This is a genomic window from Paraburkholderia sp. RL17-347-BIC-D (assembly GCF_046027915.1).
Taxonomy (GTDB): Bacteria; Pseudomonadota; Gammaproteobacteria; order Burkholderiales; family Burkholderiaceae; genus Paraburkholderia.
The window spans coordinates 280,555-302,367 of sequence record NZ_JARESS010000005.1 but is presented as its reverse complement, the minus strand read 5'-3'; the positions used below and the strand labels follow the sequence as shown (position 1 = coordinate 302,367).

The following is a 21,813-nucleotide window of genomic DNA, read 5'->3' as shown; positions in this document are numbered from 1 at the left end:
CTCACCCGGCCCACGACGTTTCGCTATACCGTTTCGATTTCTCGGGGACAGAAGGGGTGAAGCGTCGATGCCGACATTGCCGATACGAAAACTCAGGCTGAACGTCGAAACACTGGTGCTGGCGGCCGACCTGGCGGGCACGGTGGTCTTTGCGCTCGAGGGTGCGCTCAGCGCGATACGCGGCGGTCTCGACCTGTTGGGCGTGATGGTGATTTCGTTTGTCGCGGCGCTCGGCGGCGGCGTGATTCGCGATCTGCTGATCGGCGATTCGCCGCCGAACGCGATCCGCGACTGGCGCTATCCGGCGCTGACCTTCGTCACCGGTTTGCTCACCTTCATTTTCCACTCGACGGCGCAGCAGTTTCCCGTCGCGCTTGTCACCGTGCTCGATGCTGCCGGCCTCGCGCTCTTCGCCGTGGCGGGCGTGGAAAAAGCGCTGCTGTTCGGCATCCGTCCGTTCATCGCGATGTTGATGGGGACGGTCACGGGTGTGGGCGGCGGCGTGATTCGCGACGTGCTGCTGGCGCGCGTGCCGCTCGTCCTGCATGCCGACATCTATGCGACGGCTGCGTTCGCGGGGGCGTTCATCGTGGTGGTGGCGCGTCGCGCCGGCTTGCCACCGGGCGCCGCGGCGTTGGCGGGCGGCTCGGCGTGCTTCATCTTGCGCGTGCTCGCCGTGACCTACGGCTGGCAGCTGCCGAAGGTGTCGCCCGTTTAAGCGATGCGCATCGACCGTAGGCACACGCACACGCATATGCAAGGCGCGCTTCGAATCGGCTTCGCGTTACCGCAACAACCCGGCCGAATGATGCAAAGCCGGGTACACGCCGATGATGAACGCCGCATAGATGGCAGCCATCGTGACGCCGGCGGCGGTGCCCCAGATGTCGCGCGATGCGGCGCCCTGGCGGAAATGCACAGGCAGTCCGACGACGAGGTAGCCGATCAGGAAGAACGCGATGACCGCCCGTACCGGCGAGAGGTCGTGGCCGATAAATTCGAGCAGCGCGGACAAGCTGAATTCAGACATGGACAGACAGGCAAGATGACAGGCGGACGATAGCGCGAATCATGGAAGTTTGCGCGAAGACCTACGTGGATTAAAGTCCATTCAGCCGGCAAGGTACAAGCAAAAGACTGTATAAATTTGTACAGGCCTACATTGCTTGCACGATGCCTGCAGGGCAACTTTCAGCCATGCTTCACGGCGCTTCACGCGGCTTTCACCGGGAGGCGATCAGCGCTTGCGCAACGGCTCGAGCAGCGACTTCAAACCGTTGTGATCGATCTCGTGCATTAACGCCAGCAGCCGGCCGATTTCGCCCGGCGGAAAGCCTTGGCTAGCAAACCAGTTTAGATAATGACCGGGCAGGTCCGCAATGATGCGGCCTTTATATTTCCCGTAAGGCATGACGCGCGTGACCAGCAGTTCGAGATGTTCGGGATTCATTGCAGAAGGGTCGGCGCTGGGAAACCGCCGCGACACGTTTTGCGCGGCAAAGCGGGCGGCGCCCGCTGGAACCGCATTTTAGCCTGCCCTGCAGGTATCGCGCGGGCATGGTAACGTCATGCGCTTTTCGTTCAACCTATCAACAGGACAAGTTCAATGGAATACCGCAGACTCGGCGACTCCGATGTGCAGGTTAGCCTGATCGGTCTCGGCACCATGACGTGGGGCGAGCAGAACACGGAGCAGGAAGCGCACGCGCAGATCGATTACGCACTCGATCACGGCGTCAATCTGATCGACACCGCTGAAATGTACCCCGTGCCGCCGCGTGCCGAGACGCAGGGTTCGACGGAGCGCTTCATCGGCACGTGGCTCGCGCAGCATCGCAGCGCCCGCGAGAAAATCGTGCTGGCCACCAAGATCGCCGGCCCGGCGCGTCAACCGCACAACCCGACCCATATTCGTGGCAAAGGCAACCAGTTCGACCGCAAGAATCTGACCGAAGCGCTCGACGACAGCCTGAAGCGCCTGCAAACGGATTACGTCGATCTGTATCAGCTGCACTGGCCGGATCGCAGCACGATGACGTTCGGCCGCCCCGCGTATCCGTGGGTCGACGACGCCTATACGGTGCCGATCGAAGAAACGCTGTCGGTGCTCGCCGAATTCGTCAAGGCGGGGAAGGTGCGCCACGTTGGCGTGTCGAATGAAACGCCGTGGGGCGTCGCGCAGTTTCTGCGCGCGGCCGAAAAGCTCGGCTTGCCGCGCATCGTCAGCATTCAGAATCCGTACAGCCTCGTCAATCGCACGTACGAAGTGGGTCTGTCCGAGTATGCGCATCGCGATCACATCGGCTTGCTGGCTTATTCGCCGCTGGCCTTCGGCTGGCTGACGGGCAAGTATGAAGGCGGCGCGCGTCCGGCCGGCGCCCGCATCTCGCTGTTCGAGCGCTTTCAGCGCTACAGCAAGCCGCAAGCGGTGCAGGCGATCACGCGCTACGTCGAGCTGGCGAAGCGTCACGGTTTGTCGCCCGCGCAATTCGCGCTCGCGTTCGTCAATAGCCAGCCGTTCGTGACCAGCAATCTGATCGGCGCGACCTCGCTCGATCAGTTGAAGGAAAACATCGCCAGCGCCGAGGTGAAACTCTCGCCGGAAGTGCTGGCGGAAATCGACGCGCTGCATGAGTTGCAGCCGAATCCGGCGCCTTGATGCGCGAGCGTTGAGCGCATGGTTTGGGTCCGGCTCGAATCATGCGTGACTGTGCCCCGGCTTCGCGGCCGGGGCGTTCGCAAGGCGGTGGTGTGCTTCGCTTCCACAACGCCGCCGCCTTGACCTCGACGTACGCTCTCAGCGGATTTTCAGCTTCCCGCGTACAGCATAAAGCGCGAGCAAACTCGCCACCGCACAGAACATCAGATAGAAACCAGGCGCGAGCTTGTTGCCGCTTGCGTCGATCAGCCACGTGATCACGAACGGCGCAAAGCCGCCGAACACTGTCACGCCGATGTTGTAGCTCACCGCGAGCCCGGTCGCACGCGTCTGCGTCGGGAAAATCTCCGACATCAACGCGGGCAGCGCGCCGAAATACGTCGCCTTCAATACGCCGATCCAGATCAACGCGAGCAGCATCGTCGCGAACGAGGGATGCGCGTTCATATACATAAAGGCCGGATACACCGTCACCAGCATCAGCACGGCGGCCGTCGCCATGATGCGGATGCGTCCGAGGCTATCGGACAGATGGCCCGCGAACGGCGTCAGCACCGTGAGCACCACGCCGGTGGCGAGTGTCGCCGCGAAGCCGGTCGAGGCGGGCAGGTGCAGCTGCTTGATCGCGTAGGTCGGCATGTACAGGATCATGTAATTGGCCGCCGTCGAAATGATCAGCGAGCCGACCGCCAGCGTCATGCGAACCTTCTGCGTGCCGAACAGGTCGCGCAGCGGCGTGCGGGCTTTGGGCTCTGCATTGAACTCCGCGCCTTCATCTACATAGCGGCGGATGTAGAAGCCGACCGGACCGATCGCGAGGCCGAACAGAAACGGCACGCGCCATCCCCATGATTCGAGTTGCGCGCTCGTGAGCTGGCTCGTCAGCAGCGCGCCGAAACCGGAGGCGAGCAGCGTCGCCATGCCCTGGCTCGCGAACTGCCAGCTACCCATGAAGCCGCGGCGCTCGGGCGCATGTTCGACCAGAAACGCGGTGGACGCACCGAACTCTCCGCCCGCCGAAAAACCTTGCACGAGCCGCGAGAGCATGATGCCCGCGGGCGCCCACAGGCCGATCGCCGCATACGGCGGCATCACGGCGATCGTCAGGGTGCCGATCATCATCAGCGCGATCGACAGCAGCAGCGACGCCTTGCGTCCGGCGCGATCCGCGAGCGAACCGAGCACGAGTCCGCCGAGCGGCCGGATCATGTACGAGATGCCGAAGGTGCCGAGCGTGAGCATCAGCGAGATCGCTTCGGTGCGCGCCGGGAAGAACAGCTTCGCGATGGTCACCGCGAAGAAACCATAGACGACGAGGTCGAACCATTCGAGCGCGTTGCCGATCGACGCCGCGAGAATGATGCGATGGACCTTCGCGGCGGACGGCCGCGCGGCGCTGGCTTGCAAAGTGGACGTGCTCATCGTGGACGTGCCTCGTGACAGATGCGGATAACGGCGGCTTGCGCCCGGTTGGTCCGGGCGTCGCTCAGGTTGCGGCGTGAGGTACGGCGCGCGGCGAGTTCTCGCCGAGATCCCAGAAGAGGCCCGCCATGATCTGCAGGCCTTCGCGCACGACCGGGCCGAGCAGGTGCTCGTTCGGCGCGTGCTGCGAACAGGCGGGGTAGGAGTGCGGCACCCAGATGGTCGGCAGGCCGAGCGTGTCGGCGAACACTTCGTTGGGCAGCGTGCCGCCCAGATTCGGCAGCACGGCGGTCTTCTTGCCGGTGGTCTGCTCAAGCGAGGCGATCGCCCAGGTGACCCACGGATCGTCCGGGTTCAGACGCGTGGCGGGCGCGCCGCGCTCGACGTCGATCCGCACCTGCGAGAAGCCGTGCGCATCCAGATGCATGCGCAGATGCCGTTCGAGGTTGTCCCAATCGGTGCCGACCACGAAGCGCAACTGGCAATGCGCGAACGCCGACGACGGGATCGCATTGACCGGGTTCTCCGGATTGCCAGCCTTGAACGCGAGTATTTCGAAGCTGTTCCAGCCGAACACGCGCTCGGGCGCGGAGAGGCCGGGCTCGCCCCAGTTCTCGTCGACGGCCGGATCGCCCGGGCCGCCGCCTACCGTGATATCCGCGAGAGCACGGCGCACCGCTTCGGGAATCGGCGGCGGGCGCAAACCGGCGACAGCGATCACGCCGCGTGCGTCGACGAGGCTCGCCAACGCGTTCGCGAGCACCGTGGCCGGATTGCGCAGCAGACCGCCCCAATTGCCCGAATGATGCGCGCCCTCGCGCAGATTCAACGACAGCTTGAAGTTCACCGAGCCACGCGAGCCGAGGAACACGGTGGGGCGGCGCGCGGCAAGACGCGGACCGTCTGAGGCGATCAACACGTCGGCGGCCAGTTCTTCACGGTGCGCGTGGCAGATCGCGTCGAGTCCGGGCGAGCCGGTTTCCTCGCCCATCTCGATCAGCAGCTTCGCGTTGAAGCCGAGCTTGCCGTCGCGCGCGGCGAGCACGCTCGCCAGCGCGGCGAGGTTGATGCTGTGCTGGCCTTTGTTGTCGGCGGTGCCGCGGCCGAACCAGCGCTCGCCATCGACGGTCACGGCCCACGGCGTGAGCGGCGCGCGCCACTGGCTGTCGTAGCCGCGCACCACGTCGCCGTGGCCGTAGATCAGCACGGTCGGCAGATGGTCACCCTCGTGGCGGCTCGCGATCAGGAAGGGCCCGAAGCCATCCACCGGATTCGTGACGATGCGCGTGCGGAAACCGAGGGCCGCCGCTTCGGGCGTGATCTCGTCGGTCAGATACGACAGCAGTGTGGCGGCGCGATCGTCCTCCTGACTTTCGGTGCGAAAACCGACGCGACGGTTGAGGGTCTCGAGAAAGGCGCCGGATTCGAAATGCTGGGTGGCGTGCTCGATGGCCTGTGTGCGGCTCATGGGTGTCTCCAATGCGGGCGGAATGTGGGGGCGGGCGGCGCGTGGTCTTGTCTGATTTCGATTGGACGTGGCCTGCAGCTTCGAACCGATTCTAGAAGGCCGTTTTTTTTGTCACAATGATCGTCTTTCGAAGCTTGCGTTGCCGAAAAGGCAAAGCTCGCTGCATTGAGTTGAAGCGCTCGCGGACATTGGCTCGGCGGCGCATACCGTTGAACGAGGCACAAGGCATGGCACTTTCGCTGCATGGCATCGCGCTGCGCTATTTCGTCGAGGTCGCTCGCACCGGCTCGCTCAGCGACGCGTCCGCGCGCTTGCATGTCGCTGTCTCCGCGATCAGCCGGCAAGTGGCGCGGCTCGAAAGCGACCTCGGCGTGGCGCTCTTCGAACGGCGTCCGCGCGGCATGGCGCTCTCGGAAGCCGGCGAGCGCCTGCTCGCCTACGCGCAGCGCAGCCTGCTCGAAGCCGAGCATGTGATGAAGGAGATCGGCGGCCTCGAGACCTTGCATGGCAGCATGATCAAGGTGGCGAGTTCCGAAGGCTTCGCCGCCGACTTCCTGCCCACCGCGATGGCAAGCTTCCGGGTTCAGTATCCGGGCATCGACTTCACGCTCTCGGTCATGTCGCCGGGCGAGGCGACCCGTCAGGTGCGCGACGGCGACGCCGACCTTGCGTTGACCTTCAGCCTCGCGCCGGAGAAGGGCGTCAAGGTCGAGCACACGGAACGCGCACCGGTGCTGGCGCTGCTGCGCGCCGATCATCCCTTGGCCATGCGCGCGAAGGTGTCGCTCGCCGACTTGCAGCGCTACCCGCTCGTGCTGCCTGAACCCGGCACGACGATTCGTCAGTTGATCGACATTACCTGTGCGCTCGAAGGCGTCCTGCTCGAGCCCGAGCTCACCTGCAACAACAGCGGCGCCATGTACCGCTACGCGCAGAAGTCCGGCGCGATCATGTTCACGGGCCTGCTGTCCGTGCGCGATCGTTATGCCGGCGACGGCTTCGTCGTGATGCCGATGACGCATCCGCAGATGCGCCAGCGCAGCATTCAGGTGCAGACCATGGCGGGGCGTGCACTGCCGCAGTCGGTGAGGGCATTCCGGGATCATCTGATCGCGGAAATCGCGGGCGCGAAGCCAGCCGATGCGGCTTCCTCTAAGGCCATGCGAAAGCGCGGCAAGAGCACCCGCTGACGGCTCCAGGGCTTGGAAAATCCACGTGGCATCAACGCGGCGAAACAGGGTTTGCGAGCGCCCGCGCACCACGAAGCAGGCTGGCCGCATGCGTGCGATAGCGATCCATTCGCTACCAAATGAAAGGCAAATGTCCCAGCCGGAACGCGAATCACGACCTAAACTGTGGTGGACGGGGCGGGTTGAAGACGCGGACTGCACGGCAGGCAATGCTGCAGTGCACGCACCGAAGGAAGTCACCTTGGGGACACCGGTGGTAGGATTCAGCCCGAAAAATGGACAGCGGCGCGCGCTCGAATTCGCGTGCCATCCACAACAGAGCGATAGGACTCAGGACATCGAATGGCGCAACAAAAAACAAACCCAAAACTTGAGCAGGCGCTGACGCGCGGGGATCTCGCAATCCGTCAGGCGAATTCGGCGCGGGCCACGGCGTTGCTGCGCGCGTTGGGCAAGATGATCGTGGACGCGTCGGCGACGATCGGCGTGGAAGCCTTCACACTGATTCCCGACGGCGACAAGATCTACGATCCGGCCGATGGGCTGTGGCCGCAGGAACTGCAGATTTCGCTCGACGGTCCCGTCGAAGAAGCCGATCCGGACGAAGTGCGTACGGTCCGTCTGATCGCCGACGATCCGGGCACGGTGTTCCGGGTCGAGTGGCAGCGCGCCGACGGCAAGATCGGGCGTCAGGACGGCGGCCCATTCGCCACGGTGGCGTTTATCTCCGACGTGGACATTCCGTGGACGGACGACGAGGACTAAGCAAGCCCGGCTCGCGGCAGGCGCCGATGCCAGGTTGATTGCGGGTATCCGCGCCTGTGGTCCGTGGTTGTCGAAAGCCGGAAAACCTACTTCATCATCCGGCGCCGAAACAGAATCGCCGACACGATAAACCCGCCCACCGCATACGCGGCCAGCACGGCCACATGCCACAGCGCATTGTCGACGGGCCGGCCCAGCATGGCCGGCCGCATCAAGTCGACGGCATGCGCCAACGGCAACAGCTGGGTGGCGCCTCGCGCCACTGCGGGCAGTTGCGACACGGGAAAGAACACGCCGGATAACAACAGCATCGGCGTCAACACCAGCGTCTGGTAAAACATGAAGAAGTCGTACGAAGGCGCAAGCGCCGTCACGACCATCGCGACGCTCGCAAACGCGAGCCCGGTCAGCACAATGACCGGCAACGCCAGCAGCATCGACGGAAAATTCGCGTAGCCCAATGCGCCGGCCACCAGCATGATCGCCGCGCCCGAGAGCGCCGCCTTGCTGGCTGCCCAGATCACCTCGCCGAGCACGATGTCGCCGAGTGTCAGCGGCGTATGCATGATCGCTTCCCAGGTGCGCTGCACGTGCATGCGCGAGAAGCCCGAATACATCGACTCGAAACTCGCCGACATCATCACGCTCGAGGCCACCGTGCCCGCCGCAAGAAACGCGATATACGACACGCCGTCGACATGCCCCACCATCAGCCCCAGCCCGAAGCCGAGGCCGAACAGATAGATCATCGGATCGGCCAGGTTGCCGAACATCGAGGCGATCGCGAGCTTCTTCCACACCAGATAGTTGCGGCGCCACACGGCGATCCAGTTGCTTGCGTTCGCGGGAAAGGCGGCGAAGGCTTCCTGTTTCGACGGCGTATCGCCCGGGGTTTCGTAAGTGCGTGCGTCCATTGCGTGTCTCGTGCGGTGTTCCTCTACGGAACTTCCTTTTGGGGTGTCTTTGTATCTGTAGCGCGTTGCGTGCGAGTCCGGTCTCGATGCGCCTCTAATCCTGCATCTCGCGACCGGTGAGCCGCAGGAACACATCCTCCAGATTCGCCGGTCGATGCAGATAGCGCAGATCCGCGCGCTGCTTGAGCCGCGCATGCACCGGCTGCGCGTCGTTGACATAGCAGAACAGCGTCTCGCCGCTGATCTCGGTGCGCTCGACGAGCGGCGCCAGTTCATCGCGCAACGCCACCGGATCGGGCCCGAAGATCTCGATCACATCGCAACCGATCTCGGATGCGATCAACGCGCTCGGCGCGCCTTCCGCGATCTTGCGCCCTTCCTCGATCACGCACAGCCGGTGGCAGAGCCGTTCGGCTTCTTCCATGAAGTGCGTGGTCAGCAGAATGGTCTTGCCGCGCGCGAGCAAGGAGCGCAGCCGCTCCCAGATCAGATGCCGCGCCTGAGGATCGAGGCCGGTGGTCGGCTCGTCCATGATCAGCACATCGGGATCGTTGACGAGCGCGCGCGCCAACGTGAGGCGCCGCTTCATGCCGCCTGACAATTCGCTCACGCGCGCGTCCGCCTTGCTCTCGAGCCGCGCGAATTCGAGCAGCGACGGCACCATCGCACGGCATTGCGCGGCGCTCAGACCGAAGTAGCGGCCGAACACCAGCAGGTTCTCGCGCACCGTGAAGTCAGGATCGAGATTGTCGAACTGCGGCACCACGCCGACGCGCGCCCGCGCCACGCGCGCGCGGCCGGGGATCGGCTCGCCGCACAGACGGATCCTGCCCGCATCCGGCGCCGCGATACCGAGCAGCATGCGCAACGTGGTGGTTTTGCCCGCGCCGTTTGGGCCGAGCAGGCCGAAGCATTCGCCGGCGTTGACATGAAACGACAGTCCATCGACGACCGTTTTTTCGCCGTAGCTTTTTTTGACCTGATGAAATTCGATGGCGGCTTCGGGCATGGATCGAACGAGTCTCCGGAAAAGACGTGAATGACGCGAATGGCCGGGGGAGGCCGCCTATTCTAGGGCATCGGCGGGACGCTGTTGGTTCGCCCCCGACAGTCCGAAGCGGGTTTCTTGCACTGCGGCATCGGCGCGCGGAGGACCCGCGGGCGGCTCGCGCACCTGTTTAGGGCGTCGTTAAGGGGCAGTTAGCGCACAGTTAGCGTTTTCCATCCCTTGCAACCTGAATTGCGGCGCACCATGATTAATTCAGATCGCGCGTCCCGCGCGAAGGGAGAAAAATCATGGCGAGCTACCAGAAAATCCTGCTGTGCTACGACGGCTCGCGTGAAGGCCGCAAAGCACTACGTTGCGGCGCCGACCTGGCGTTGGATCTGAAAGCGGAAACGCACTTGTTGTCGGTCGTCGACATGCGTTCGAGCATTGCGCAAAGCGCGGGCCTGTTGACCGACGTGGCCTGTGGCAGTTTTGAAAAGACCGCGCGCGACATCCTGCAGGAAGGCGTGGACTGGCTCACGGAGCGAGGCGTGAGCGCCCAGGGGCATTTCGCGTTCGGCCATCCGATCGACGAGATTGCCAACCTCGCCAATGAATTGCATGTCGACCTGGTCGTGGTCGGCCACCGCTGCCGCACGGGCTTGTCGCGATGGTGGATGGGCGCGGGCAATACGCCGCTGCTCGACCGTGTCTCGTGCAGCATTCTGGTGGCGTGTTCTTCAGCGCAGGAGCAGCAGCAAGCGGCGGCTTGAGGCGGGCTAGTCACGCGACCGGCCGCCTCGGCCTGACGGCATCAGGTGATCACTCGTTCAGGTTGACCGCGGCCAGCTTCCACGTGAATACGCCCTCGCGCTGGAAGATCGCCGAGTAACGCGCGTCGCCGGCGCCATGCTGGTACGTGACGACGAACTCGTTGAGGCCGCGATAGCCCGCCGTGGTTTGCGGCGGTTGCGGTGGCGCGGAGTTGACATTGGCCGCGTTGCCGTTTGCGGGAGCTGCAGGCGCAGGTGCGGTCGCAGCGGCGTCCGGCGGATTATTTGCGGCCGGGGGCGCGGGCGGTCGCTCGCCCGGATCGCCGCGCGGCGGCATGCCGTTCAGCAAGGCCGCCACGCCGTCCGGTGTGGCATACGCATCCACGAGCGGACCGATCAACGCAACGCCGATCATCGCGCCAATGGCGGCCAATGGATTGCCGTTGCTGTGCGCGCCAAGCCGCCGTGTCAGCAAGCCGGCGACTTGCTCCTTCAGGCTCTCACGCAACGCGGGGAAGTCGACATACTGATTGACGGTTTGCGCGTCGCGCGCATCGGCCGCGCGTTTGAGATTGTTCAGCGCGATGTACGGTGTCGCGTAAGCAAACCCCAGCGCGGCGATCACCACGATCACGATCAGCGTGACTATCAGCGGCCGGGTGGCGCCGCCATGCATGCCGCGCTTGCTGCCGCGCTTGCTGCCGCGTTTGGTACGTTTTGAAACTGCCATCGAGTGGGACTCTCCATCAGGTGTGATCTAACGTGGACCGCAGCCACGCGAAAACGATCCCACGCAATACATCTCTCGCTGTCCCGTTCAAGACCCTTCAAGACCCCTCAAGACTCGAACACCGCCCCATGCACGTTGGCTTCATCGGCGATGCAGCGGTCGATCATGCGGCAAACCGCGTCCATCGTGCCGACCATGATCAGACGCGACGGCCCGTGATAAACCCGCACCGGTGCGCGACGCGCCGGTTCCGCCGTATTCAAGCCCGAATTCAACGACACGCGGGCAAATGCCGGCATCGACGACGGCAGGCTCGGCGCGGCCTCGGGCGAGTCGAACAGCGACGGCGTGCCGAGCGTGGCCGCCTCGATCAATGAGCAGGGCACCAGCTTGCGAAGATGGCGCAGACGACCGAACTGGCGAAAGGGCAGCAGGCGGGCAAGACGTTCCATGAGACTCTCCAGGCGATGCAACGTTGATGCGGCGTTGGCGCGGCTTCTTATTTTGTCGAACGGGCGAGAGGGTTAAAACTCGCCGGGGCGGATCAGCCCCACGGCGATACCCTCCAGCGCGAACTCCGCACTGCCGGTTTCAACGAAGATGTTTTCGTAATCGGGATTCTCGGCGATCAGCTCGAGCCCGTTCGGCCTGCGCTTCAGGCGCTTGACCGTGACGTCGTCACCAAGCCGGGCAATGATGATCTGGCCGTCTTTGGCTTCGCTGCGCTTTTGCACCGCGAGCAGGTCACCGTCGAAGATGCCCGCGTCGCGCATGGACAGCCCGCGCACCTTCAGCAGGTAGTCGGGCTTGCTCGAGAACAGCGCCGGGTCGCACGCATAGTGCTGCGAGATATGTTCCTGCGCGAGGATCGGGCTGCCCGCGGCAACCCGCCCGATGAGCGGCAGCGACAGTTGCATGATGCTGGCGTGCGGCAGCGTGAACTGGTGCGGCGAGTCTTCCGGGCCGGCCAGCAGGCGAATGCCGCGCGATGCGCCGGCCGCGAGTTCGATCACGCCCTTGCGAGCCAGCGCGCGCAGATGTTCTTCTGCCGAGTTGGCCGAGCTGAAACCCAGCTCGGCGGCGATCTCCGCGCGGGTGGGCGGAAAGCCGGTGCGTTCGATAGCCCTGCGGATCAGATCGAAAACCTGCTGCTGTCGTGCGGTGAGTTTGGTCATGGCGCCACTGTATGTATGAACAGGTGACTGTATTTTTATACAGTATTCGGCGCAATTCAAGCTTTACTTTAAGTTCGGGGTGAAGGGTGTCGTTCCAGCGCCGTCAAGCGACGCTCAAACACCCGTTTTCGTGCCGCAACGCCTTATCCAGCTGTCATTACCACTTTTGCGTATTAAAGAATGAAGAAACATTATTTTTAATGATGAAAGCCCTTCGATAGACTGGCCTCCAGTTGGCGCTCATGTGCACGTGACCGCGACGTAAAAAGACACCACACGCTGTTTCAGCGGACACAACGCGGAGAAAGTTGACATGGATCACCAAGGTACGGGGCTGGCAGGCAGGACGAAAAAACTGATCGCGGCGCTCGCATTGGGCGCGGCGGGCGCGCTCGGCGTGATGGCGCAGGCGCACGCCGCCGACACGACGCTGCTGAACGTGTCCTACGACCCGACCCGCGAGCTGTATCAGGACGTCAACCAGGCGTTCGGCAAGGAATGGAAGGCGAAGACGGGCGAGACGATCACCTTCAAGCAGTCGCACGGCGGCTCGGGCGCCCAGGCGCGCTCGGTGCTCGACGGCCTGCAGGCCGACGTGGTGACGCTGGCGCTTGCATACGATATCGACGCACTGGCCGGCAAGGGTTTGCTGGACAAGGGCTGGCAGAAGCGCTTGCCGGATAACGCGTCGCCGTACACGTCGACGATCGTGTTTCTGGTGCGCAAGGGCAACCCGAAGCACATCAAGGATTGGGACGATCTGACCAAGCCGGGCGTGTCGATCGTCACGCCGAATCCGAAGACCTCGGGCGGCGCGCGCTGGAACTACCTCGCGGCCTGGGCGTATGCCGAGCATCAACCGGGCGGCAATGATCAGAAGGCCAAGGAATTCGTCGGCAAGCTCTATAAGAACGCCGGCGTGCTGGATTCGGGCGCGCGTGGCGCGACCACCAGCTTCGTGCAACGCGGTATCGGCGACGTGCTGATCGCGTGGGAAAACGAAGCGTTCCTGTCGCTGAAGGAATTTGGTCCGGAGAAGTTCGAGATCGTGGTGCCGTCGGTCAGCATTCTGGCGGAGCCGCCGGTCGCCGTGGTGGACAAGGTCGTCGACAAGCACGGTACGCGCAAGGTCGCCGAAGCGTATCTGAACTTCCTGTATAGCGAGCAAGGGCAGGAGATTGCGGCGAAGAACTTCTACCGTCCGCGTTCGAACAAGGTGCCGGCTGAGCTGACCGCCAAGTTTCCGAAGCTGAAGCTGTACACGGTGGACGATTCGTTCGGCGGCTGGGCCAACGCGCAGAAGACGCACTTTGCCGATGGCGGCGTGTTCGATTCGATCTATCAACCGCAATAACACTGCCGATGCCGGAACCGGCATAGGCAACGAAGCGGCGCGGCAACGCGTCACTCCCGAGCGCGCCCATGGGCGCGCTTTTGGCCGCCAGGGCCCGGCGGCCAGCAACACGAGCATCAACCTGAACGAGTAACGAGCATGACGACGTTGACCTTCCGAAAACCGAGCGCGTTGCCCGGTTTTGGCCTGACACTCGGCATCACGGTGGCTTATCTGAGCCTCGTGGTGCTGATTCCGCTTGCGGCGACCTTTCTCAAGACCGCGACGCTCGACTGGAGCCAGTTCGTGCGCGCGGTGAGTTCGCCGCGCGTGCTCGCGTCGTATCGGCTCACCTTCTTTTCCGCGCTCGGCGGCGCGCTGATCAACGCGGTGTTCGGTTTTCTGGTGGCGTGGGTGCTGGTGCGCTACACGTTCCCGTTCAAACGTATCGTCGACGCCGTGGTCGATCTGCCGTTCGCGCTGCCCACCTCGGTCGCCGGCATTTCGCTCGCGGCCGTGTACGCGGGCAACGGCTGGATCGGGCAGTTCCTCGAACCGCTCGGCCTGAAGATCGCTTTTACGCCCGCGGGCGTGCTGGTCGCGCTGACGTTCATCGGCTTGCCGTTCGTCGTGCGCACGGTGCAGCCGGTGCTCGAAGAGTTCGAGCGTGAACAGGAAGAAGCGGCGGCGTGCCTCGGCGCCTCGCGCTGGCTGACGTTTCGCCGCGTGGTGTTGCCGGCGGTGTTTCCGGCCTTGTTGACGGGCTTCGCGTTGGCATTCGCCCGTGCGCTCGGCGAGTACGGTTCGGTGATTTTCATCGCCGGCAATGTACCGATGAAGTCGGAAATCACGTCGCTGCTCATCATCACCAAGTTGGAGCAATACGACTACGCGGGTGCGACAGCGCTGGCGGTGGTGATGCTGGTCGTGTCGTTCCTGATGCTGCTCTTCATCAACACTTTGCAGTGGTATTTGCAGCGCCGCACGAGTCGCGGCGGTGCAGGCCCGGCGCCTGCCGCTGCGAGTGTCGCGGCGATCGGTGTCGGCGGAGGTGCGCAATGAGCCGCCGCGCCGCGAACGAAGTGAATGGCGTGAACAACGCCGTAGCCGTGGCACCGCGCGCGCCGCTGAACGTCGCGCGCCGGCCCGATCCGGTCACCGAGCCGCCCGTTGTGCGCTGGATTCTGACCGGCGTCGCGCTGCTGTTTCTCGCGCTGTTTCTCGTCGTGCCGCTCGTCGCCGTGTTCTATCAGGCGTTGAACAAGGGGCTCGGTTTCTATCTGGAATCGCTCGCCGATCCGGACGCGCTCTCGGCGATCAAGCTCACCGTGATCACCGCCGCGATCGCGGTGCCGCTGAACCTCGTGTTCGGCCTCGCGGCTTCATGGTGTATCGCCAAGTTCGAGTTCCGCGGCAAGGCGCTGCTGACCACGCTGATCGATCTGCCGTTCTCGGTGTCGCCGGTGATCTCGGGCTTGATCTATGTCTTGATGTTCGGCGCGCAGGGCTGGTTCGGCCCGTGGCTGCAGGACCACAACATCCAGATCATTTTCGCGGTGCCGGGCATCGTGATGGCGACGATCTTCGTCACGTTCCCGTTCGTCGCGCGTGAACTGATTCCGCTGATGCAGGCACAAGGCAACGACGAAGAAGAAGCCGCGCACGTGCTCGGCGCGTCGGGCTGGCAGATCTTCCGCCGCGTCACGCTGCCCAACGTCAAATGGGGCCTGCTGTACGGCGTGATTCTGTGCACCCGCGGGCGATGGGCGAGTTCGGCGCGGTGTCGGTGGTGTCGGGCCATATTCGCGGCCAGACCGACACCATGCCGCTGCACGTCGAAATCCTCTACAACGAATACAACTTCTCGGCGGCGTTTGCCGTGGCGTCGGTGCTGGCTCTGCTCGCACTCGTGACGCTCGGGCTGAAGCTGCTCGCCGAGCGCCATATGTCGGCGGAACTCTCGGCCGCGCGCGATGTGCCCGCGTACGCCGGGCCCGTCACGCCGCCGGCCAATGCCACACACGCAACACACGCAACACGCGCAACGCAAACAACGCATGCATCGCAGCAACACCCGCTCAAGCAAGGAGAGCTGTAATGGGTATCACCGTTCGTAACCTGCAGAAGCGCTTCGGCGATTTCGTCGCGCTCGATAACGTCTCGCTCGACTTTCCGCCGGGTGAACTGGTTGCGCTGCTCGGGCCGTCGGGTTGTGGCAAGACGACCTTGCTGCGCGTGATCGCGGGACTCGAATACGCCGATGGCGGCCAGGTCGTGCTGCAAGGCCAGGACGTGGCGACGGTCGGCGCACGCGAGCGGGAAGTGGGCTTCGTGTTCCAGCATTACGCGCTGTTCCGTCATATGACGGTGTTCGAGAACGTGGCGTTCGGCTTGCGCGTCAAGCCGCGCAAGGAGCGTCCCTCGGAAGCGGTGATTCGCGAGAAGGTGCATGAACTGCTCAAGCTCGTGCAACTCGACTGGCTCGCGCAACGCTATCCGTCGGAATTGTCGGGCGGCCAGCGGCAACGTATCGCGCTCGCGCGCGCGTTGGCGGTCGAACCGAAAGTGCTGCTGCTCGACGAACCGTTCGGCGCGCTCGATGCGAAAGTGCGCAAGGAACTGCGCAGCTGGTTGCGGCGCCTGCACGACGATCTGCACATCTCGACGATCTTCGTTACGCATGATCAGGAAGAAGCGCTCGAAGTGGCCGACCGTATCGTCGTGCTCAATCGCGGGCACGTGGAGCAGGTGGGCAGTCCGCAGGACGTGTACGACCATCCGCAAACCTCGTTCGTCTACGAGTTTCTCGGCGCGGCCAACCGTTTGCACGGCAATGTCGACGCGAGCGGTTTCGTGGTTGACGGCGCGGCGCTGCCGGTCTCGATCAAGGCCGATTTCAGCGGCCCCGCGTTCGCCTACGTGCGTCCGCACGATCTGCAGTTGTATCCGCAGGCGTCCGGCCATCGCGAAGGCATCGTCGTCGACGTGCGGCGCGTGGTGACGCTGGGCGGCTCGGTGCGGGTCGAACTCGCGGGCCGCGAGGGCAACCTGCTCGAAGCCGAACTCGATCGCGAAGCATGGCGCGATCTGCAACTCTCCATCGGCGACGGCGTGACCGCGGTGCCGCGCGCCTTGCGCGTTTTCCCGGCGCAATGAGTGCCAGCAAGCGCAAAGCAACACGACTCCGTGTTTCAATCAAACTCAAATAACTCAACTCTGGCTGAACCGGAGACATCAAGATGAATTTTCAGCAATTGCGCTTTGTGCGCGAAGCCGTGCGTCAGAACATGAATCTGACCGAGGTGGCGAACGTGCTGTACACGTCGCAGTCGGGCGTATCGAAACAGATCAAGGATCTCGAGGACGAACTCGGCGTCGACATTTTCATTCGACGCGGCAAGCGTCTCACGGGTCTCACCGAGCCGGGCAAGGCGGTGCATCAACTGATCGAGCGGATGCTGCTCGACGCCGAGAATCTGCGCCGCGTCGCGCGCCAGTACGCTGACCAGGATAGCGGCCACCTCGTCGTGGCCACCACCCACACGCAGGCGCGTTATGCGTTGCCGAAGGTGATCCGTCAATTCACCGAGGTGTTCCCGAAGGTGCATCTAGCGCTGCGTCAGGGCAGTCCGCAACAGATCGCGCAGATGATCATCAACGGCGAAGCGGACATCGGCATCTCGACCGAAGCGCTCGACCGCTTCCCGGATATCGTCACGTTCCCGTGCTATTCGTGGCATCACGTCGTGGTCGTGCCGAAAGATCATCCGCTGGTGGGCCGCCCGAATCTGACGCTCGACGAGATCGCCGAATTCCCGATCGTCACGTACGACCAGGATTTCACGGGCCGCTCGCATATCGACCAGGCGTTCGCGAAAGCGGGTGCGTTGCCCGACGTCGTGCTGACCGCGATCGACGCCGACGTGATCAAGACGTATGTCGAACTCGGCATGGGCATCGGCGTGGTCGCGGCGATGGCTTACGATCCGAAGCGCGATACGGAACTGGTCGCGCTCGACACGCAGCATCTGTTCGAGGCGAGCACGACACGGGTCGGTTTGCGCAAGGGCGCGTTCCTGCGCGCGTACGCTTATCGGCTGATCGAGATGTTCGCGCCGCAGTTGAACGAAGCGGATATCGCCGCGCAGTTGCGCGAAGCGGTTTAAGGAATGCGCCCGGCTGTCGAGGTCCGGCGCGAAAGGCCAATGGCGCCGCGCGGATCGTCCGCGGCGTCAGTGTGAACTTCATGCGGGCGGCGGCTGGCCTTGATGCAAACGGCACGCAAACTCGTGGCGCACAGAGTGCTGGCCTCATCCAGCTCCGAAACGAACGGACATCCGTTTTTTCACGCATGGCGGCGTGCGGCGCATCGCTTACAATCGCCGCCATGAATACTTCGACTTCTTCCTCCGCTATACCTTCAGACGAAGGCGCCACGCCGCTGCTGCCGCGCATCGTCGTCCTGGCGACCGGCGGCACGATTGCCGGCGCGGCCGCGAGCGCTACCAATACATCCGGTTATCAGGCCGGTGTGATCGGTGTCGAGCAACTGCTGGCCGTGGTGCCGGCCTTGTCCACGGTGGCGCGAATCGAGCGCGAGCAGATTGCGAGCGTCGACAGCAAGGACATGGCAATGCCGCTGTGGACCACGCTCGCGCAACGCATCAACACGCTGCTCGCCGACGACGACATCGACGGCGTGGTGGTCACGCACGGCACCGACACGCTCGAAGAAACCGCTTACCTGCTGCATCTGACCATCAAGTCGGACAATCCCGTCGTGCTGACGGCGGCCATGCGCCCGGCGTCGGCGCTGTCCGCCGACGGCCCGCTGAATCTGCTGAACGCCGTGACGGTTGCGGCGCACGCAGCCTCGCGCGGGCAGGGCGTGCTGGTGGCCTTCAACAACAGGATCCATAGCGCGCGCGACGTGGTCAAGACGAGCACGTATGCGGTCGATGCTTTTCATTCGCCCGAAATCGGCGCGCTCGGCTGGGTGCAGGACGGTCGCGTCGAATTCCAGCGCGGCGTGGTGCGTCCGCATACGCTCGCGACCGAATTCGTGATCGGCGCGAAGTGGCCGCATGTGGAGATCGTCGTGAGTTACGCGGGCGTCTCGCGCATTGCCGTGGACGCGTTGGTTGCCGCTGGTGTGCGTGGCATCGTCGTGGCGGGCACGGGCAACGGCTCGATTCACGCTTCGGTGCAGCAGGCATTGGCCGATGCCGCTTCGCAAGGCGTCGCGGTGGTGCGTGCTTCGCGTGTGGGTTCGGGACATGTGATGCGCAACGGCGCAGCCGCCGACGACGCACTCGGTTTCGTCAGCGCAGGTTCGCTGAATCCGTACAAGGCACGCGTGTTGCTGATGCTGGCATTGGCCGCGGGCGGCACAGGACCGGTTGCGTTGCAGAAGACTTTCGATACGTACTGATTGATTGAGCACGGACGGCCCGGTTCAAAGTCGCAACCGTGTCTCGCGCATGAAGCTTAAATGACAACGCGGCGCCCAGGTCATCGACCCGAGCGCCGCGTTGTCGTTTCAGCTTGAGGTTTGTCGCTATCGCCAGAGATAGGCGGTGTCGGCAAGCAGCTAGTCCGCCAGATCCGCAGGCAACTTTCCGCCGTTCGCCGCCAGCGCTTTCATCACCTGCTTGTGCAGCCAGATGTTCATGCTCGCCGAATCGTTCGTGTCGCCGCTGTACTTCAATTCCTTGGCGAGCTCCTTGCGATGATCGAGGCTGCTGTCGACGCCGAGCGCCTTCAGCGTGTCGACGATCGAGATCCGCCAGTTCAGCGTTTGCCCGCTCTCGCTCACGAACTGGTCCATCACGACAGCGACGTCGACGTCGGCCAGCGGCGCGGGCGCCGGTGCAGCCGCCGGCGCAGCAGCTTGCGCCGCTGCCGGATCCGGTGTCGGCTCAACCGCGGGCGCAGGCTGGTCGGGCTTCGCTTTGCCGAAGAGCTTGTTTACGATGTCACCAAAGATGCTCATTCTGAATCCTTTGCAGAGGGGTTACTGGCGCGAGCACATTCCGCTCACGGGTTGAACACTGGTTGGGAATCGGGCGAATGGTGCAGAGGACATGCGTTGCCTTGATCGGCAAGCCGCACTTGAATGCCGATACGCCCGCAACCAGACTCAACGAGTGTAGGAGAAAAGCGCGAGCCGATGTGTCAAAAAAGGTCGTGCAAAGGGGACGGAGTTGCAAGCAAATGCAAGCGGACTTGCGAGCACACGTGCGAGGAGACCTGCAAAGAGACGTGTCGGCAGGCGGCGTCATGACGCACCCGCTGCGAGAGTTTGGCCGAAAAAGCATAAGCATCGTTAAACATGAAATCCGACAGCCGGACACCCGACGACGACGTCTGACCGACCAAGGCTTCCCCGGCGCCGCCGGGTGCCGCTGCGGACCCCACTTGCCGCTCTCAGCCCAGAGCGGCACGATTTGCCCGTTCCGCCGTGCTTGCCGCACGACGAACCGGGCGCCCCACCTGCGACTGCCATGACGTTGAGCATGCAACGATCACGGCAGTCCGTATCACTTCCTCAAGCTGCCTTGGCTTCGCTGCCCGGCGCTTGCGCGACTTCGTAATTCGCCATGATTTCGAGCGCGCGCACCATCGCCGAGTGATCCCATGCCTTGCCGCCATTCGCCGCGCATACGCTGAACAGTTGCTGCGCGCTTGCTGTATGCGGCAGGGCGATACCCAGCTTGCGTGCGCCGTCGAGTGCGAGGTTCAGATCCTTCTGGTGCAGTTCGATACGGAAGCCCGGATCGAAGGTGCGCTTGGTCATGCGCTCGCCGTGCACTTCGAGAATCCGCGACGAGGCGAAGCCGCCCATCAGCGCTTTGCGCACACGTTCCGGATCGGCGCCCGAGCGCGAGGCGAACAGCAGCGCTTCGGCCACCGCTTCGATGTTCAGCGCGACGATGATCTGGTTCGCGACCTTGCAGGTCTGACCCGCGCCGTTGTCGCCGATCAGCGAGATGTTCTTGCCCATCACTTCGAACAGCGGCCTGGCCGTGGCGAAGGCTTTTTCCGGACCGCCCACCATGATCGTCAGCGTCGCTTCACGCGCGCCGACTTCGCCGCCGGAGACCGGCGCGTCGAGATAGTCGACGCCGAGCGCGTTGATCTTCTTCGCGAACGCTTGCGTGTCGAGCGGCGAGATCGAGCTCATGTCGATCACGAGCTTGCCCTTCGAGAGGCCGGCGGCGACGCCGTCGTCGGCGAACAGCACATTGGCGACGTCAGGCGTGTCCGGCACCATGATGATGACGATGTCGGCGGCTTGCGCGACAGCGGTCGAATTCGCGACGACGCTCGTCGTTTTGCTCAGATCTTCCGGCACCGGGTATGCGCCATTCACGAACAGCGAGTGGCCGCCCTTGATGAGGTTGCGCGCCATGTGCGCGCCCATGATGCCGAGGCCGATGAAACCGATCTTTGCCATGTGTCTAAATCTCCAGTGTTGTTTGGTGTCCCGCAAGGGGACGTCCTTCGGGGCGAGAAGCGCCTGATCCGACCGATCAATGCAGCGATGCGGCGCTCAGGCGGCGGCGTGAGCCGCGCCGCGGGTTTGCCCGGCCACGCTCTGCACCCAGCCGAGGCCGGCGGCCGTGGTCGTGCGCGGTTTGTATTCGCAACCGACGTAGCCGTCGTAGCCGAGCGAGTCGAGCAGATCGAACAGGAACGGGTAGTTGATTTCGCCGGTGCCCGGTTCGTTGCGGCCCGGGTTGTCGGCGAGCTGGATGTGTGCGATCTGCGGCAGGTTCTTCTTGATGGTCGCCGCGAGTTCGCCTTCCATCCGTTGCATGTGATAGATGTCGTATTGCAGGAACAGATTGTCCGAACCGACTGCGCGAATCACGTGGAGGCCTTCGCCCGAGCGGTTCAGTGCGAAGCCCGGAATGTCGTAGGAATTGCACGGCTCGACCAGCAGCTTGATGCCGGCCTTCTTCAGTTCGCCCGCGGCGAAGCGCAGGTTGTCGACGATCGTCGAGCGTGCCTTGTCCGCATCGACGCCGGCCGTCGGAATGCCGACGAGGCAGTTCAGTTGCGGCACCTTCAGTGCGGTCGCATATTCGATCGCGCGGCCGACGCCTTCCTGGAACTCGCTCACGCGATCCGGCAGGCACGCAATGCCGCGTTCGCCCGCTTCCCAGTTACCCGCGGGCAGGTTGTGCAGCACCAGCTTCAGGCGGTTCTGCTGAAGACGTTCGCTCAATTCAGCGATCTGATACGGATACGGAAACAGGAACTCGACGGCATGAAAGCCCGCGTCCGCCGCAGCCGCAAAGCGGTCGAGGAACGGGACTTCGTTGAACAGCATGGTGAGATTCGCTGCAAATTTCGGCATGGTGCGTCTGTCTCTCTGGTCGGTCAGTGGAATA

At 63.7% G+C, this 21,813-nt stretch carries 22 protein-coding genes and 1 pseudogene; 11 read left to right on the top strand and 12 right to left on the bottom strand.

What is annotated here, in order from left to right:
• Positions 1-67 precede the first annotated feature (67 nt).
• A complete protein-coding gene (locus P0D96_RS10180; protein WP_408313257.1) occupies positions 68-718 on the top strand; it encodes a trimeric intracellular cation channel family protein in 651 nt (216 codons plus the stop codon).
• Positions 719-784: 66 nt separating this feature from the next.
• On the opposite strand, the gene P0D96_RS10175 is transcribed toward P0D96_RS10180, so the two are convergent.
• A complete protein-coding gene (locus tag P0D96_RS10175; RefSeq protein WP_132374854.1) occupies positions 785-1,030 on the bottom strand; it encodes a hypothetical protein in 246 nt (81 codons plus the stop codon).
• Positions 1,031-1,237: 207 nt separating this feature from the next.
• On the bottom strand, positions 1,238-1,450 hold the full coding sequence (locus P0D96_RS10170; protein WP_132376917.1) for a DUF3820 family protein: 213 nt from the start codon (positions 1,448-1,450) through the stop codon (positions 1,238-1,240).
• A gap of 156 nt (positions 1,451-1,606) precedes the next feature.
• Between P0D96_RS10170 and P0D96_RS10165 the strand changes: the two genes are divergently transcribed.
• The gene (locus tag P0D96_RS10165) at positions 1,607-2,659 is read left to right on the top strand and encodes an NADP(H)-dependent aldo-keto reductase (RefSeq protein WP_408313255.1); all 1,053 of its coding nucleotides are present in this window, start codon (positions 1,607-1,609) and stop codon (positions 2,657-2,659) included.
• A gap of 138 nt (positions 2,660-2,797) precedes the next feature.
• On the opposite strand, the gene P0D96_RS10160 is transcribed toward P0D96_RS10165, so the two are convergent.
• Positions 2,798-4,081, bottom strand: a complete 1,284-nt coding sequence (locus P0D96_RS10160; protein ID WP_408288194.1) for an MFS transporter — start codon at positions 4,079-4,081, stop codon at positions 2,798-2,800.
• A 64-nt stretch (positions 4,082-4,145) separates the two neighbouring features.
• On the bottom strand, positions 4,146-5,549 hold the full coding sequence (locus P0D96_RS10155) for a M20 family metallopeptidase (protein ID WP_408288191.1): 1,404 nt from the start codon (positions 5,547-5,549) through the stop codon (positions 4,146-4,148).
• A gap of 227 nt (positions 5,550-5,776) precedes the next feature.
• On the opposite strand from P0D96_RS10155, the gene P0D96_RS10150 reads away from it, so the two are divergent.
• Positions 5,777-6,739, top strand: coding sequence for a LysR family transcriptional regulator (locus P0D96_RS10150; protein ID WP_408313253.1), 963 nt, complete (start codon positions 5,777-5,779; stop codon positions 6,737-6,739).
• A 342-nt stretch (positions 6,740-7,081) separates the two neighbouring features.
• Positions 7,082-7,504, top strand: coding sequence for a hypothetical protein (locus tag P0D96_RS10145; RefSeq protein ID WP_106283591.1), 423 nt, complete (start codon positions 7,082-7,084; stop codon positions 7,502-7,504).
• An 86-nt stretch (positions 7,505-7,590) separates the two neighbouring features.
• Here P0D96_RS10145 and P0D96_RS10140 read toward each other — a convergent pair whose 3' ends face one another.
• Positions 7,591-8,418 (bottom strand): ABC transporter permease, encoded by an 828-nt coding sequence (locus P0D96_RS10140; protein ID WP_408288187.1) that lies wholly within the window; start codon positions 8,416-8,418, stop codon positions 7,591-7,593.
• Positions 8,419-8,512: 94 nt separating this feature from the next.
• Positions 8,513-9,427, bottom strand: coding sequence for a nodulation factor ABC transporter ATP-binding protein NodI (nodI, locus tag P0D96_RS10135; RefSeq protein ID WP_408288184.1), 915 nt, complete (start codon positions 9,425-9,427; stop codon positions 8,513-8,515).
• A 287-nt stretch (positions 9,428-9,714) separates the two neighbouring features.
• On the opposite strand from nodI, the gene P0D96_RS10130 reads away from it, so the two are divergent.
• Positions 9,715-10,179 carry a universal stress protein gene (locus P0D96_RS10130; protein WP_091794608.1) on the top strand — a complete coding sequence of 155 codons (465 nt, stop codon included), beginning with the start codon at positions 9,715-9,717 and terminating at the stop codon, positions 10,177-10,179.
• Positions 10,180-10,228: 49 nt separating this feature from the next.
• Here the strand turns inward: P0D96_RS10130 and P0D96_RS10125 are convergent, their stop codons facing one another.
• The 3 genes from P0D96_RS10125 to lexA form a co-directional block, all read right to left on the bottom strand.
• Complete coding sequence (locus tag P0D96_RS10125) at positions 10,229-10,909, bottom strand: DUF2939 domain-containing protein (RefSeq protein ID WP_408313251.1); 681 nt, start codon at positions 10,907-10,909, stop codon at positions 10,229-10,231.
• A gap of 107 nt (positions 10,910-11,016) precedes the next feature.
• Positions 11,017-11,361 (bottom strand): hypothetical protein, encoded by a 345-nt coding sequence (locus P0D96_RS10120; RefSeq protein ID WP_132374847.1) that lies wholly within the window; start codon positions 11,359-11,361, stop codon positions 11,017-11,019.
• Between the two features lie 72 nt (positions 11,362-11,433).
• Positions 11,434-12,084, bottom strand: coding sequence for a transcriptional repressor LexA (gene lexA, locus P0D96_RS10115; RefSeq protein WP_012432789.1), 651 nt, complete (start codon positions 12,082-12,084; stop codon positions 11,434-11,436).
• 313 nt (positions 12,085-12,397) lie between these two features.
• Here lexA and P0D96_RS10110 point away from each other — a divergent pair, with 313 nt between their 5' ends.
• From P0D96_RS10110 to P0D96_RS10085, 6 genes and pseudogenes are all read left to right on the top strand, one after another.
• On the top strand, positions 12,398-13,438 hold the full coding sequence (locus P0D96_RS10110; protein ID WP_408288178.1) for a sulfate ABC transporter substrate-binding protein: 1,041 nt from the start codon (positions 12,398-12,400) through the stop codon (positions 13,436-13,438).
• A gap of 138 nt (positions 13,439-13,576) precedes the next feature.
• A complete protein-coding gene (gene cysT / locus P0D96_RS10105) occupies positions 13,577-14,479 on the top strand; it encodes a sulfate ABC transporter permease subunit CysT (protein WP_408247270.1) in 903 nt (300 codons plus the stop codon).
• Positions 14,476-15,515: pseudogene (cysW, locus tag P0D96_RS10100) on the top strand (sulfate ABC transporter permease subunit CysW). Before cysT ends, cysW begins: the two are co-directional and overlap by 4 nt.
• Positions 15,515-16,573, top strand: coding sequence for a sulfate/molybdate ABC transporter ATP-binding protein (locus P0D96_RS10095; RefSeq protein ID WP_012432793.1), 1,059 nt, complete (start codon positions 15,515-15,517; stop codon positions 16,571-16,573). The pseudogene cysW and the gene P0D96_RS10095 overlap by 1 nt, the downstream one beginning before the upstream one ends.
• An 83-nt stretch (positions 16,574-16,656) precedes the next feature.
• On the top strand, positions 16,657-17,583 hold the full coding sequence (locus P0D96_RS10090) for a CysB family HTH-type transcriptional regulator (RefSeq protein WP_106283582.1): 927 nt from the start codon (positions 16,657-16,659) through the stop codon (positions 17,581-17,583).
• A gap of 221 nt (positions 17,584-17,804) precedes the next feature.
• On the top strand, positions 17,805-18,848 hold the full coding sequence (locus P0D96_RS10085; RefSeq protein ID WP_408313249.1) for an asparaginase: 1,044 nt from the start codon (positions 17,805-17,807) through the stop codon (positions 18,846-18,848).
• Positions 18,849-19,007: 159 nt separating this feature from the next.
• Here the strand turns inward: P0D96_RS10085 and P0D96_RS10080 are convergent, their stop codons facing one another.
• From P0D96_RS10080 to hyi, 3 genes are all read right to left on the bottom strand, one after another.
• Positions 19,008-19,409, bottom strand: a complete 402-nt coding sequence (locus P0D96_RS10080) for a DUF3597 domain-containing protein (protein ID WP_408175606.1) — start codon at positions 19,407-19,409, stop codon at positions 19,008-19,010.
• 555 nt (positions 19,410-19,964) lie between these two features.
• Positions 19,965-20,873 carry a 2-hydroxy-3-oxopropionate reductase gene (locus P0D96_RS10075; protein WP_408313247.1) on the bottom strand — a complete coding sequence of 303 codons (909 nt, stop codon included), beginning with the start codon at positions 20,871-20,873 and terminating at the stop codon, positions 19,965-19,967.
• Between the two features lie 96 nt (positions 20,874-20,969).
• Positions 20,970-21,779, bottom strand: a complete 810-nt coding sequence (hyi, locus tag P0D96_RS10070) for a hydroxypyruvate isomerase (RefSeq protein ID WP_408175604.1) — start codon at positions 21,777-21,779, stop codon at positions 20,970-20,972.
• Between the last annotated feature and the right edge of the window lie 34 nt (positions 21,780-21,813).